Source organism: Streptomyces sp. NPDC058646, from assembly GCF_042716875.1.
GTDB lineage: Bacteria > Actinomycetota > Actinomycetes > Streptomycetales > Streptomycetaceae > Streptomyces.
In genome coordinates, this window is record NZ_JBHXRK010000002.1 from 163,688 (window position 1) to 177,649 (window position 13,962).

At 74.8% G+C, this 13,962-nt stretch carries 8 protein-coding genes and 2 pseudogenes; 6 read left to right on the top strand and 4 right to left on the bottom strand.

Going from position 1 to position 13,962, the window contains the following annotated elements; translation table 11 throughout:
- The first annotated feature begins 184 nt into the window (after window positions 1-184).
- Window positions 185-2,818, top strand: coding sequence for a SpoIIE family protein phosphatase (locus ACFWUZ_RS04255; protein ID WP_384366753.1), 2,634 nt, complete (start codon window positions 185-187; stop codon window positions 2,816-2,818).
- A gap of 28 nt (window positions 2,819-2,846) precedes the next feature.
- Here the strand turns inward: ACFWUZ_RS04255 and ACFWUZ_RS04260 are convergent, their stop codons facing one another.
- A complete protein-coding gene (locus tag ACFWUZ_RS04260; protein ID WP_384366756.1) occupies window positions 2,847-3,470 on the bottom strand; it encodes a sigma-70 family RNA polymerase sigma factor in 624 nt (207 codons plus the stop codon).
- 77 nt (window positions 3,471-3,547) lie between these two features.
- On the opposite strand from ACFWUZ_RS04260, the gene ACFWUZ_RS04265 reads away from it, so the two are divergent.
- The 4 genes from ACFWUZ_RS04265 to ACFWUZ_RS04280 all read left to right on the top strand — a co-directional run bounded on the left by ACFWUZ_RS04265 (window position 3,548) and on the right by ACFWUZ_RS04280 (window position 10,284).
- The gene (locus ACFWUZ_RS04265; RefSeq protein ID WP_384367264.1) at window positions 3,548-4,432 is read left to right on the top strand and encodes an alpha/beta fold hydrolase; all 885 of its coding nucleotides are present in this window, start codon (window positions 3,548-3,550) and stop codon (window positions 4,430-4,432) included.
- Between the two features lie 105 nt (window positions 4,433-4,537).
- Window positions 4,538-8,440: a Pls/PosA family non-ribosomal peptide synthetase gene (locus tag ACFWUZ_RS04270; protein ID WP_384366759.1), complete on the top strand. Its 3,903-nt coding sequence runs from the start codon at window positions 4,538-4,540 to the stop codon at window positions 8,438-8,440.
- 52 nt (window positions 8,441-8,492) lie between these two features.
- Complete coding sequence (locus tag ACFWUZ_RS04275) at window positions 8,493-9,884, top strand: M1 family metallopeptidase (RefSeq protein ID WP_384366762.1); 1,392 nt, start codon at window positions 8,493-8,495, stop codon at window positions 9,882-9,884.
- A gap of 46 nt (window positions 9,885-9,930) precedes the next feature.
- Window positions 9,931-10,284 (top strand): hypothetical protein, encoded by a 354-nt coding sequence (locus ACFWUZ_RS04280; protein WP_384366765.1) that lies wholly within the window; start codon window positions 9,931-9,933, stop codon window positions 10,282-10,284.
- 54 nt (window positions 10,285-10,338) lie between these two features.
- Here the strand turns inward: ACFWUZ_RS04280 and ACFWUZ_RS04285 are convergent, their stop codons facing one another.
- Complete coding sequence (locus ACFWUZ_RS04285) at window positions 10,339-10,635, bottom strand: hypothetical protein (protein WP_384366768.1); 297 nt, start codon at window positions 10,633-10,635, stop codon at window positions 10,339-10,341.
- Between the two features lie 39 nt (window positions 10,636-10,674).
- Here ACFWUZ_RS04285 and ACFWUZ_RS04290 point away from each other — a divergent pair.
- Window positions 10,675-11,748: pseudogene (locus ACFWUZ_RS04290) on the top strand (MFS transporter); the annotation flags it as partial.
- Window positions 11,749-12,022: 274 nt separating this feature from the next.
- Here ACFWUZ_RS04290 and ACFWUZ_RS04295 read toward each other — a convergent pair.
- Both ACFWUZ_RS04295 and ACFWUZ_RS04300 read right to left on the bottom strand, forming a co-directional pair.
- Entirely contained in the window at window positions 12,023-12,676 is a 654-nt protein-coding gene (locus ACFWUZ_RS04295) for a DUF4190 domain-containing protein (RefSeq protein ID WP_384366770.1), read from the bottom strand.
- 347 nt (window positions 12,677-13,023) lie between these two features.
- Window positions 13,024-13,751 (bottom strand): annotated as a pseudogene (locus ACFWUZ_RS04300) (sigma-70 family RNA polymerase sigma factor).
- Window positions 13,752-13,962 lie beyond the last annotated feature (211 nt).

The following is a 13,962-nucleotide window of genomic DNA, read 5'->3' on the forward strand; positions in this document are numbered from 1 at the left end:
CCCGGCTCGGGCCGCCGGGCCGGGGACGCGCCGACGCGGCATGTGCGATTCGGCAGCCGCGGACGCCCGGAAGTGCTACAACTGGGTTCGTGACCCTTCCTCGCCACCCGTGCCGGGCACGTCGGTGCGGTCACCCCTAGGCAACCGGTTCAGGAGCGTCGCCGGACAGGTATTCGTCCTCCAGGTGGCGATCGTGGTGTTGCTCGCCGCCGCCGCGCTGCTGGCCCTGCTCCTGCAGTCGCGCCACGACATCGACCGGGAGGCGCGCAACCGGTCCGTCTCCGTCGCCCAGACCTTCGCGCACTCCCTGGGCCTCCAGGAGGCCCTGAAGTCGCCGGACCCCTCCGCGATCCTGCAACCCCTGGCCGAGGCCACGCGTGCGGCCGCCGGGGTGGACTTCATCGTGGTCATGGACACCCAGGGCATCCGCTACACCCACCCGCAGCCGGACCGCATCGGCAAGCGGTTCGTCGGGACGATCGAGCCCTCGCTCGCCGGGCGGACCTACACCGAGAGCGTCGACGGCCCCCTCGGCAAGGAGATCCAGGCCGTGGTGCCGGTCACGGCGCCCGACGGCCGGGTCGTCGCCCTGGTCTCGGCGGGCCTGACCGTCGAGAACGTGAGCGGTGTCGTCGACCGCCAGCTCCCCGTCATCCTGCTGGCCATCGCGACCGGCCTGGCCCTGGCGACGGCGGGCACCGCCCTGATCAGCCGGCGGCTGCGGCGCCAGACCCACGGACTCGGCACGCAGGAGATGACCCGCATGTACGAGCACCACGACGCGGTGCTCCACGCCGTCCGCGAAGGGGTGCTGATCACCGACGGGGACCGGCGGCTCGTGCTGGCCAACGACGAGGCCAAACGGCTCCTCGGGCTGCCGGAGGACGCCGAGGGGCTGCACATCGGGTCCGTACCCGGCCTGGACCGCCGTACGGCGGACCTGCTGCTGTCCGGCCGGGTGGCCACCGACGAGGTCCTGGAGACCGGGGACCGGCTGCTCGTGGTCAACCAGCGGCTCACCCACCCCCGCAGCCGGCCGTCGGGCACGGTGGTCACCATCCGCGACTCCACCGAGATGCGGGTCCTGACCAGCCGGGCCGAGACGGCCCGCAAGCGCCTCAAGCTGCTGTACGACGCGGGCGGTGACATCGGCACCACCCTCGACGTGGTCCGCACCGCCGAGGAACTCGCCGCCGTCGCGGTCCCCCGCTTCGCCGACTACGTCACCGTCGACCTGGCCGAGTCGGTGCTCGACGGGGACGAACCCGGGCCCGGCGCCGACATGCGGCGCACGGCGGTCAGCGGCATCCGCGCCGACCACCCGCTCTACCCGCGCGGCCGCCTCATCGACTTCCTGCCCTCCACCCCGCAGGCCCGCGGCTACGGCACCGGCGAAGCGGAACTGGTGCCCGACCTCGCCCACGCGCCGGGCTGGCACGCCCAGGACCCGCCCCGGACCCGGGCCATCATCGACTACGGGATCCACTCCCTCATCGCCGCCCCGCTCACGGCCCGGGGGGTCGTGCTCGGGGTGGTGAACTTCTGGCGGTCGCGGAAACCGGAGCCCTTCGACGAGGACGACCTGTCGCTCGCCGAGGAACTCGTGGCCCGCGCGGCGGTCGCCATGGACAACGCCCGCCGCTACACCCGGGAGCACGCCCTCGCCGAGACCCTCCAGCGCAGCCTGCTGCCGCGCGCCCTGCCCGAGCAGAGCGCCGTGGACGTGGCGCACTTCTACCTGCCCGCGCAGTCCGGGGTGGGCGGGGACTGGTTCGACGTGATCCCGCTGCCCGGCAGCCGGGTCGCGCTGGTCGTCGGGGACGTGGTCGGGCACGGGCTGCACGCCGCGGCCACCATGGGGCGGCTGCGCACGGCCGTGCACAACTTCTCCACCCTCGACCTGCCGCCCGACGAGATCCTCGCCCGCCTGGACGACCTCGTCCACCGCATCGACCACGACGGGGAGGGCGACGACGTGAACGGCGGGGTGCTCGGCGCGACCTGCCTCTACGCCGTCTACGACCCGGTGTCCCAGCGCTGCACGATGGCGCGGGCCGGGCACCTGCCGCCCCTGGTGGTCGCACCCGACGGCACGACGGAGATCGTGGAGCTGCCGGCCGGGCCCCCGCTGGGGCTCGGCGGCATGCCCTTCGAGACCGCCGAACTGTACCTGCGGGAAGGCAGCCAGCTCGTCCTGTACACGGACGGGCTCATCGAGGAGCGGACCCGGGACATCACCGAGGGGCTGGAACTGCTGCGGGCGGCGCTGAGCCACCCCGACCGGGATCCGCAGGAGAGCTGCCGGGCGGTGCTCGACATCCTGCTGCCGGCCCGGCCGACCGACGACGTGGCCCTGCTCATCGCGCGGACCCGCACCCTCGGCCCGGACCGGGTCGCGCTGTGGGAGGTGCCGTTCGAGCCCAGCGCGGTCGGCTCGCTGCGCAGCCTCGCGGCGAAGAAGCTCGACGAGTGGGGCATGCCGGAACTGGGCTTCGCCACGGAGCTGATCCTCAGCGAGCTGATCACCAACGCCCTGCGGCACGGCAGCGCGCCCGTACGCGTACGGCTGCTGTACGACCACACGCTGACCTGCGAGGTCTGGGACGGCAGCAGCACCGCCCCGCACCTGCGGTACGCGGCGACCACGGACGAGGGAGGCCGCGGCCTGTTCCTGGTGGCCCAGCTCAGCGAGCACTGGGGCACCCGCTACACGCCCGAGGGGAAGGTCATCTGGGCGGAGCTGGCCCTGCCCGGTGCCGGCGCGGGCGCGGAACCCTCCCTCGCGGCCTTCACGGTCCCCGACGAGGACGACTTCTGACCCCGGGCCGGCCGGCCCGGGCGCGGGGTCAGGCCGTGTCCGCGAGCCGGTCCCGCTGGAGCTGACGGGCGAGGGCCCGCCGCACCGAGGCCGGTGCGGCGGCGGCCGGGGCACCGGCGCCGGCCGGGGAGGGGAGGTCGAGGCCGCGGCTGATCCGGTCGTAAGCGGCCCGGTAGCCGTCGGGCAGCTCCGCCCGGTGGACCCTCAGGTCCTCCTCGACGAGACGGCGCAGCGCGTCGACCTCGTCCGGCGTGAAGCGCCTGCGCCCCCGGGCGAGGGCCTCGACCCGGCGCGTGCAGGAGGCGGTGCCCGGGACGGACTCCGAGAGGGCCTCGGCCAGCCCCCACAGGCGCCCCTCCAGCCAGGGGGCGTCGCGCTGGTCGAGGGAGAGCTCCAGCGGCGGCAGGGGGGCGCCGGCCTGGTGCTTCACCACCTGTTTGGACACGGCGGGCTGACTCATGCCGGCGATCCGCGCGATGCGCTCCTGCGTCCAGCCGAAGCCCGCGAACACCTTGATCATCTCGCCGCGCAGCGCACGCATCTCCTCGCCCGCGCGGATGATCTCGTTCATCCCGGCGAGCATCCGCGCGGCCTGTTCCTCGGTCAGCGGTCCGGGCTCCCCGGGCGGGGCCGTGTTCTCCTCGGTATCCACACCCCGGTTATACACCGCGGAGGCCGTCCGTCATAACCGGGTTGTACAACCTGGTTATGACAGGCATGATCTGCGACATGCCCACCTTCACCGCACCCGACGGAACCCGGCTCGCCTATCGCGTCCACGGGAACGGGTCACCGATCATCTGCCTTCCCGGTGGCCCCACGGACGCCGGCTACCTCGGGGAGCTCGGCGGCCTCGGCGCGCACCGCCGCCTCATCTTCCCGGACCACCGCGGTACCGGCCGCTCCGCGCTGCCCGACGACCCCGCCAGCTACCGCTGCGACCGCCTGGTCGACGACGTCGAGGCCCTCCGCGCCCACCTCGGTCTGGACCGGACCGACCTGCTCGCCCACTCCGCCGGGACGAACCTCGCGACGCAGTACGCGGCCCGTCACCCGGAGCGCGTCGGCAGGCTCCTCCTGATCGGGCCGAGCACCCGCGCCCTCGGCGTCGCGATCACCGGCGGGACGCGGCGCGCGCTCGCCCTGCTGCGGAGGGACGAGCCCTGGTTCCCGGCAGCCTTCGCCGCCCTGGACGCACTGATCGCGGGCGCCGGCGGCGACGGGGAGGCCCTGGCCCCCTTCTTCCACGGCCGGTGGGACGCGCAGGCCCGGGAGTTCCACGCCGCCGCCCTGCCCGCCAACGCGGAGGCCGTCGCCGGCTTCGCGGCCGAGGGTGCCTTCGACCCGGCGGCCACCCGTACCGCGCTCACCGCCCTGACCGCGCCCGTCCTGCTGCTCACCGGCGGGTTCGACCTGAACAGCCCGCCCGTGGCGGCAGCCGCCTGCGCGGAGCTGTTCCCCGACGCCACCCTCGTCGTACAGCCCGGGGCCGGCCACTACCCGTGGCGGGACGACCCCGGAGGCTTCGTCGCGGCCGTCGAGGCCTTCCTGGAGCGCACCCGGCCGGGGCACGCGTCCCGGCCACACGCAAGGCTTCCAGCAGAAGATTCCTGATGACGCACTAGACTGACGGGCTGTTCGCCGCCGGACCGGAACAACCCGGACAGACCCGGGCTCCGCCGGCGACCCGGACGTGCCGGGAACGAGACGCGAGGGCCGATGGCAGCAACACCTGGACACGGTGAAGGCACCCTGCTCGACGGCGCGGCGGCGTACGAGCCGGGCAAGTCCGCGCGCTTCTCCGCCGCCCCCGCCGCCCCCGCGCGCACCCTCGTCGACATCTTCGAGGACTCCGTACGGGCCCACCCCGACGAGCTCGCCCTGGACGACGGCACCGCCCAGCTCACCTACCGGGCGCTCGCCGCCGAGGTGGAGCGCCGGCGGCGCGCCCTCGCCGCCGCGGGAGTGGGCCTCGGCGACCGGGTGGGCGTCCGCGTCCCCTCCGGGACCAACGAGCTGTACACCGCGATCCTCGCCGTGCTCGCCGCGGGCGCCGCCTACGTACCCGTCGACGCCGAGGACCCGGACGAACGGGCCGAGCTGGTCTTCGGCGAGGCCGGTGTACGGGCGGTGCTGGGCGCCGGGGCCCGCATCGACCTCGCCGGCCCCGCGGCGCCCGCGGCGCCCGCCGCCCGGCCCGGCCCGGGGCAGGACGCCTGGATCATCTTCACCTCCGGATCCACCGGCAAGCCCAAGGGCGTCGCCGTCAGCCACCGCAGCGCCGCCGCCTTCGTCGACGCCGAGGCCGCGCTGTTCCTCACCGAGGAGCCGATCGCCCCCGGCGACCGCGTCATGGCCGGACTGTCCGTGGCCTTCGACGCCTCCTGCGAGGAGATGTGGCTGGCCTGGCGCTACGGAGCCTGCCTCGTGCCCGTCCCCCGCTCCCAGGTCCGCAGCGGCGCCGACCTCGGCACCTGGCTGGTCGAGCAGGAGATCACCGTGGTCTCCACCGTGCCGACCCTGGCCGCCCTCTGGGAGCCCGAAGCACTCGGCGAGGTCCGGCTGCTGATCTTCGGAGGCGAGGCCTGCCCGCCCGAGCTGACCCAGCGCCTGGTCACCGAGGGCCGCGAGGTCTGGAACACGTACGGCCCCACCGAAGCCACCGTCGTCGCCTGCGCCTCGCTCCTGACCGGAGAGGAACCCGTACGGATCGGCCTCCCGCTGAACGGCTGGGAACTGGCCGTGGTCGACGAGTCGGGGGAGCCGGTGCCCATGGGCGGCAGCGGCCAGCTCGTCATCGGCGGCGTGGGCCTGGCCCGCTACCTCGACCCCGAGAAGGACGCCGAGAAGTACGCCCCCCTGGAATCCCTCGGCTGGCAGCGCGCCTACCGCAGCGGTGACCTCGTCCGGGCGGAACCGGAGGGCCTGGTCTTCCTCGGGCGCGGTGACGAGCAGATCAAGCTCGGCGGCCGCCGGATCGAACTGGGCGAGGTCGACGCCGCACTCCAGGCGCTGCCCGGCGTCGCAGGCGCCGCCGCCGCCGTACGCACCGCACGCAGCGGCAACCAGCTGCTCGTCGGCTACCTCGTCACCCAGGACGGCTGGGACCACGCCGCCGCGGTGACCCGGCTGCGCGCCGAACTGCCCGCCGCCCTGGTACCGCTCCTCGCACCCGTCGGCGAACTGCCGACCCGCACCTCCGGCAAGGTCGACCGGGACGCACTGCCCTGGCCGCTGTCCGGCCTGGAGAGCACCGGCCCCGCCGAGCAGCTCTACGGGACCGAGGCCTGGCTCGCCGAGCAGTGGAACGAGACCCTCGGCGTGACCGTCGCCGGCGCCGCCGACGACTTCTTCGCCATCGGCGGCAACAGCCTCGCCGCCGCCCAGCTCACCACCCGGCTGCGCACCCGCTACCCGAGCGCAGCCGTCCTCGACATCTACCAGCAGCCCACCCTGCGCAAGCTGGCCCGGCGCCTGGAGAAGTCCGTGCAGGAGGACGGCGCGGCCCGGACCGTCGTGCCCGTACCGCTGCGCGCCAAGGTGATCCAGACGCTCCTGCTGCTCCCGCTGTCCACCCTGGTCGGCCTGCGCTGGACCGTGGCACTGCTGGCCCTCGGCAACGTGCTGCACCGGTTCGGGCCCTACCCCTGGGCACCCACCGCCTCCTGGTGGCTCGTCGCCGCCGGCGCCCTCCTCCTCTTCAGCCCGCCGGGCCGCATCGCCCTCTCCGCCGGCGGGGCCCGCCTGCTGCTGCGCGGGGTCCGGCCGGGACGCTACCCGCGCGGCGGAAGCGTGCACCTGCGGCTCTGGACCGCCGAGCGGCTGGCCGAGTACGCCGGCGCGACCTCCCTGACCGGCTCCTGGCTGGAACGTTACGCCCGGGCCCTCGGCGCCAAGGTCGGCCCCGAGGTGGACCTGCACGCGCTGCCCCCCGTCACCGGCATGCTCAAACTCGGCCGCGGCTGCGCCGTGGAGTCCGAGGTGGACCTCTCCGGCCACTGGCTGGACGGGGACCGGCTGGAGATCGGCCAGGTCAAGGTCGGCGCCGGAGCGGTGGTCGGCACCCGCAGCATGCTCTTCCCCGGCGCGCGGGTGGGCAAGCGGGCCGAGGTCGCACCCGGCTCCGCCGTCGTCGGCACCGTCCCGACCGGCCAGCGCTGGGCCGGAGCACCCGCCGTCAAACTCGGCAAGGCCAAGCGGAACTGGCCCGACGAGCGCCCACCGCGCGCCGTCCACTGGCGCGCCATGTACGGGACCACCGGCTTCTGCCTCACGGCCCTGCCGGTGCTCGCGACCGTGCCCGCCCTGTTCGTGGTGAGCCGGTTCGTACCGGCCGACGCCGGGACCGCCGAGGCCCTGCGCGGCGCGCTTCTCGCCGTGGTGCCCGGGGCGCTCGCCTTCGGGCTCGCGTACGCGCTGCTGCTGCTGGCCGCCGTACGTCTGCTCAGCCTCGGACTGCGCACCGGGAACCATCCGACGCACAGCCGGACCGGCTGGCAGGCCTGGACCGTCACCCAGCTGATGGACCTGTCCCGGGAGACGCTCTTCCCGCTGTACGCCGCGCTGATCACACCGGTGTGGCTGCGGCTGCTCGGCATGAGGATCGGCCGGGGTGCGGAGGTGTCCACGGTGCTCGCGCTGCCGAGCCTCACGACCGTCGGCGACGGAGCGTTCCTCGCCGACGACACCCTGACCGCCCCCTACGAGCTAGGCGGCGGCTGGATGCGGATCGGCCACTCCGAGATCGGCCGCCGGGCCTTCCTCGGCAACTCGGGCATGACCGCCCCGGGCCGCAGCGTGCCGGACGACGGCCTGGTCGGCGTCCTGTCCGCCACCCCGAAGAAGGCCAAGAAGGGCAGCTCCTACCTGGGCCTGCCGCCGGTCCGGTTGCCGCGGTCCGCCGCGGACTCCGACCACAGCCGCACGTACGACCCGCCCGCGCGCCTGCTGTGGGCGCGCGGCCTGGTTGAGCTGTGCCGGCTCCTCCCGGTCTTCTGCTCGGCCGCCCTGGCCGTGCTGACCGTGGCCGTACTCTGTGCGCTCGCCGCCACGACCGCCCTCGGGATCTGGGGAGCCGCCCTGCTGTCCGGAGCGGCCCTGCTGGCCGCGGGTCTGGCCGCCTGCGCGGTCTCCGCGGCCGCGAAGTGGCTGCTCGTGGGCCGGCACCGGGCGGCGGAGCACCCGCTGTGGAGCGGCTTCGTCTGGCGCAACGAGCTGGCCGACACCTTCGTCGAGGTGCTGGCCGTGCCCTGGCTGGCCGGATCCGTCCCCGGCACCCCGCTGATGACCCTGTGGCTGCGCTCGCTCGGGGCCCGGATCGGGCGCGGCGTGTGGTGCGAGAGCTACTGGCTGCCGGAGACGGACCTGGTGGTGCTGGGTGACGCGGTCACCGTGAACCGGGGCTGTGTGTTGCAGACACACCTCTTCCACGATCGGATCTTGAGAACGGATACTGTGGTCCTCCGCGAGGGCGCCACACTGGGCCCGGGCGGAATCGTCCTGCCCGGCAGCACCGTCGGGGCCCGCAGCACCCTGGGTCCCGCCTCCCTCGTCATGGCCGGGGAGTCCGTCCCCGCCGACACCCGCTGGCTGGGCAACCCGATCGAGGCCTGGCGGTCCTGAACGGTCCGCCCACGGCCCGGCACGTCGTACGAGCACAGCGCAGGGAGCGGCAGTGAGCGGCCAGAAGACAACGGCATCGGACCCGTACTTTCCGGCCAACGGCGACCCCCGTTACCGCGTGCACCGGTACGAACTCGCTCTGGAGTACCGTCCCGGCCCCAACCGGCTGGCCGGGACCGCGCGGCTGAGCGCGATCGCCGGGCGGGCGCCGCTCAGCGAGTTCCACCTGAACCTCGCCGAGTTCAGAACAGGCCGCGTCCTGCTGAACGGCCGGGCCCCGCAGTACGCCCACCGCGGCGGCAAGCTCCGCATCCGGCCGCCCAAGCCGTTGCCCGCCGGCGCCGCCTTCACCGTGGAGGTGCACTGGTCGGGCAACCCCAAGCCGGTGCGCAGCCCCTGGGGCGGCCTCGGCTGGGAGGAGCTGACCGACGGGGCGCTGGTGGCCAGCCAGCCCGTCGGCGCCCCCTCCTGGTACCCGTGCAACGACCGGCCCGCCGACAAGGCCTCGTACCAGATCTCGGTCAACACGCCGTCCGCCTACACGGTGGTGGCCGGAGGCCGGCTGCTCACCCGTACCACCAGGGCCAGCACCACCACCTGGGTGTACGAGCAGTCCGCACCGACCTCCAGCTACCTGGTCGGCCTGTCCATCGGCATGTACCAGACCGTCCTGCTCGGCGAGCCCGGGCTCGGCGGGATCCCGCAGAGCGCCCACGTGCCCGCGCACCTGCTGGCCCGGTTCTCCCGGGACTTCGCCCGGCAGCCCGCCATGATGCGGCTGTTCGAGGAGGTCTTCGGCCCCTACCCGTTCGGGGAGTACGCGGTGGTCGTCGCCGACGAGGAGCTGGACGTCCCGGTCGAGGCCCAGGGGCTCTCCCTCTTCGGCGCCAACCACGTGGACGGCGTCCGCGGTTCGGAGCGGCTGATCGCCCACGAACTCGCGCACCAGTGGTTCGGCAACAGCGTGACCATCGCCGACTGGCGGCACATCTGGCTGAACGAGGGGTTCGCGAAGTACGCGGAATGGCTCTGGTCGGAGCGCTCCGGCGGCCACACGGCGCACGAACTGGCGGCCACCGCCCACCGGCTGCTGTCCCTCCAGCCGCAGGACCTGCGGCTGGCCGACCCCGGCCGCAAGCTGATGTTCGACGACCGGCTGTACCAGCGCGGCGGGCTCGCCGTGCACGCGGTCCGCTGCGCCCTCGGCGACGACGCGTTCTTCCGCATGCTGCGCGACTGGACCACCGCGCACCGCCACGCGGTGGTGACCACGGCCGGCTTCACCGCCCACGCGGCCCGCTACGCGCCCGCGCCGCTGGACGAGCTGTTCACGGCCTGGCTGTACGAACCGGCCCTGCCGCCGCTGCCGGCGCCCGCACCCGTACGCCCGTCGATACCCGCCAGGCCCGGCTACCCGCCCACGAACGGCGGGGCAGCCTGGTAGCGGGCCCGGTGGAACCGGGCACGGGGCGGCCGCGTCCCTCCTGGTCATGAGCGGAAGAAGTACGGGACGGGCACCGGAACGGGCCGTGGGACAGATCCTCGCCGGCCTCGGCGCGACGGTGGCGGTGATGGTCTGGCTGCCGCGGGCCGCCTTCAGCATCGACGGCGGCTTCGAGAGCCATGCCCGCGACCTGAGCGTGGTCTACGTCGACCTGCCGCTCATCGTGCTCGGCGGCGTCCTGCTGCCGCTGTCCGTCTGGACGGCGACGACGAGGTGGGTGCACCGTCCCTGGATCCCGGTCCTCGCGGCCGTGGCGGCCCTCGCCCTCGGCGTCTGGGGCCTCACCGAATGGTGGAACCCGCGCCAGCACCCCGACCCCGGCTACGGGCCGGGGATCTGACCCCTCCAGGCGCGGCGGGACGGGCAGCGCGGTCCGGCGGAACGGCCGGCCGCTTCAGGGACGGCCGGCCGGTACCCGTGGCGGTACCGGTGCCGGGGCGCGGTTCCAGTGCATCCGGGACCAGGGGAGGGCGAGTTCGGCCTGGCTGGAGACGGGGCGGGGGGCGAGGTCCTCGATGCGGGCGGCCTCGCGGTGGCGGGCGTAGACCGTGTCCACGTAGCGGTGGCCGGTGTCCGCGGCGATGAACAGGACGGTACGGTCCGGGGCGCGGTCGCGTTCCCAGCGCGCGGCGAGGTAGCCGGCGCCGGTGGAGAGGCCGGCGAAGACGGCGTGCCGGCGCAGCAGGTCCACGCTGCCGGCCAGGGCGGCGTCGAAGCAGACCCAGTGGAGCTCGTCCTGGCCGCCCGGACCGCCGGGTTCCTGGCCGCCGTCGTGGTGGGCGGGGTCCTCGCCGACCGCCACTCGCGGCGGGCGGTCGTCCTCTGGTCGGCGCTGGCAGCCGGAGCCGCCGCCCCGCTGCCGGCCGCCGGACTGGGCCGTTCCGTCCTGCTCATGACCTGCGCCGCCGCCCTGGCGGGAGCCGGCCAGGGTGCGTGCCGGCCCGCCTTCCAGGCCCTGACCGCCGAGACCGTCGACCCCGGCCGCAGGCAGCAGGCCAACGCCGCCATGACCCTTGCCGTCCGCAGCTCCACCCTGGCCGGCCCCGCCCTGACCGCCCTGCTCGCCGCCTTCCTCGACATCCGGACCCTGCTGATGGGCATCGGCCTGCTCTGGCTCGTCGCCGCCCTCGTCCCCGGCCGGGGCTCACGGAACCCCGAAGCCGCCGCCGGACCGGCCCCGAAGGCGTCCTTCCGTGCGGAGTTCGTGGACGGCATACGCGAAGCCCGGCGCCATCCGTGAATCCTCGCGGGCCTCGGCGCGCTGACCGCCGTCATCGCGCTGGGCTACTCCGCGACCAGCGTCGCCCTGCCGCTGATCAGCCGGGACCGCTACGGCACGGAGTGGGTCCTGGCCGCGGCCCTGACGGCCTACACCGTCGGCGCACTCGGCGGGGCCCTGGTCATCGCCCGCCGGCGCCCCCGCGCCCAGGGCTGGGCGGCCTTCGCCGGGCTCGCCGCCTATGGGTTCGCGCCGTTGAGCCTCATGCTTCCCGTGCACCCCGCCGCGGTGATCGTCGCGTACGCCGTCGCCGGGATCGGGATCGAGCTGTTCAACGTGCCCTGGTTCACGGCCACCCAGCGCGAGGTCGCCCCGGACAAGCTGGCCCGCGTCTCCTCGCTGGACTTCCTCGTCTCCTACGGCCTGGCCCCGGTCGGCCTCGCCCTGATCGCCCCGGCCATCGGCGCCTTCGGCGTCACCCCGGTGCTCGCCGCGTGCGCCGCCGTGTGCTTCCTCGCACCGGCGGCAGCGGCGCTGGTGCCGACGGCCCGTCACTTCGCGCGGACGCCCGCCGCCTCCGGCTGAGACGGCCCGGGACGCCCGGCGGGACGACGGCGGCGGAGGCCGTCCGGCGGGCGTCACGGATCCCGCGCGCGTACGGACCCGGGAGGCGGCCGTACGCGCGCGGGGTCAGGTGTGCGCCGCCCCGCTCCGAACGGGTGCCGGGACGCGTCACCGGGCGGACGGGGCGGCCCGGCGCCCGTCTGCCGAGGGTGAGGTGCCCGCGGGACGCCGGCCCACACGAGCGCCGATCCCGGCAGGTGCCCCGGGATGCGGGCCCGGGGCCGCGGGACGCACCCTACGGGGCGCGGACCGATCCGGTGGTCGTGCCGGTGCTGTCGCCCAGGAAACAGGTGACCTCGCGGTCGCCGAGGTCCCAACTGTCGGACCGGGGGTGGTAGTAGTAGCTGTCGAGCTTCTCCAGGTTCGCGTCCGCGCCCACGTAGTCGGTGAGCGCCGCCCCGGAGCACCTCTCCTCGGCGATCGAGGCGATCTTCTCCGGGCCCGGGTACGCGCCGTCCTCCAAGTCGAAGACGGCGTACGCCTCCCCTTCGTGAGGCTGGTCGCAGGGCACGACGCGCACCGAGTAGGAGGCCTGGTTCTCGCCCTCGTCCCGGTGCTCGGTCAGATCGTCGTCCGTGGTGAAGCAGTCGCCCCGGCGGATGTCCTGCACCTCGATGGAGCCCGGTTCGGTGACCTGGCCGGCGCTCGAACGCTTCGGAGCGTCGTCCAGTGCTCCGGAGAAGCCGAAGACCAGCGCGAACGCGTAGAGCACGAGGGTCGCGCCGTTGATGGCGATGGCCGCGACGGCCAGGCCCTTGCCCTGTTCGCCGCGGTTGCGGATCTGGGAGAGGGCGATGACGCCGAGGACCAGCGGGACCAGCGGCAGCGGGCAGAGGATCGACATGACGAACGCCACGACGGCCAGCACGTTGGTCTTCCGCGCAGGCATCCCGGGCGGCGCATGCCAGCCCTGCGGGGCTCCGTACGGGCCAGGTCGGCCGGGGTGGCCGGGTTGCCCCGGCGGTCCGTACGGCCCTGGCTGCCCTGGCGGTCCGTACGGGCCCGGCTGGTCCGGCGGTCCGTACGGGCCCGACTGCGGGTCCGGTTCAGGGGGCCAGGGGGGTTGCGGTGGTGTGGTCATCCGCGTGGCGCTCCTTGTGCGGAGGCGGAGGAGGACGCTGCCGGGCCCGGTCCGTGTGCCCGGGGCGGCGCCGGCCACTCCCGAACCGCCAGGTCCCGGATGCCGTCGGCGGGACGACGGGCGGCGTACGCCGGTGGGCTCGTGCTCCTTCCACGCTACCGCCCGCCGCAGGGAGGCGCCCGTGGGGCGCGTGGCGGAACAGGCCCGCCCTCAGCGTGCCGAAGGGACGAGCGCCGCCGCCTCCCGGGTGTCCTCGGTGCCGCGCCCGGCGTGGTGTCCCTCAGGAGGGCGATGAGCGAGGTGCGGGCGCCGGCCCCGCGGGAGCGTACCGCCCCGATGGGACAGCCGACCGCCTGCGCCGCCTCGGCGTAGGGCAGGCCCAGGAGTTGGGTGAGGACGAACGCCTCGCGGCGCTCGGACGGGACGGCCGCCAGGAGTTCGGCCAGGGTGATGCCAGGGCGATGCCGTCCTCGGAGCCGGGTGCGTCGTGCGGCTGGGTCTGTTCGGCCGGGGTCTGCCAGTCGGCAGGGTCGGAGAGCCGGGGTCGGGACGCGGCGTGCCGGAAGCTGTCCACGACGGTGCGCCGGGCGATGGACAGGAGCCAGGTGCGGGCCGAGGAGCGGCCCTCGAACCGGGGGAGCGCGGCGAGTGCGCGGAGGAACACGTCCCGCGTGAGGTCGTAGGCGGACTGCGGACCGGCGCTGAGGCAGGCCAGGTAGCGCCGGACGTCGCGCTCCAGGGCGGGGACGAACCGGTCGGCCTTCGCCGCGTCCCCGTCACGGGCGGCGAGCGCCAGGAGCGTGACGGCGGCGTCGGAGGCGGGACTGTGCCGCGCCGGATGCCGGGCGGTGTCACGGCGCGGTGTGTTCAGGGCAGGGGTCATCGCCACAAGGCCCTTACGGGCAAGGGGTGTCCGGCGCCGGCGCGACGGGAACAGCCGTCAGCGCGTGCTCGGGGAGCCGGCTGTCACAGGACAGCGGTTCCCGCGGGCGGGCCCCGTGAGGTCCTCCGGTCGTCCGCCGCCGCGTGGGAACGGCGCCCGTCAGCCCCCCCGTGGCAGTGGTCGGTCGGCGGATGCGCGGGGTTCCCGCGGC

Excerpts from the sequence above, each read along its gene's own strand:
- ACFWUZ_RS04265 (WP_384367264.1), top strand. The coding sequence starts at position 3,548 with ATGCCCACCTTCACCGCACCCGACGGAACCCGGCTCGCCTATCGCGTC.
- ACFWUZ_RS04270 (WP_384366759.1), top strand. The coding sequence starts at position 4,538 with ATGGCAGCAACACCTGGACACGGTGAAGGCACCCTGCTCGACGGCGCG.
- ACFWUZ_RS04280 (WP_384366765.1), top strand. The coding sequence starts at position 9,931 with ATGAGCGGAAGAAGTACGGGACGGGCACCGGAACGGGCCGTGGGACAG.
- ACFWUZ_RS04295 (WP_384366770.1), bottom strand. The coding sequence starts at position 12,676 with ATGCCTGCGCGGAAGACCAACGTGCTGGCCGTCGTGGCGTTCGTCATG.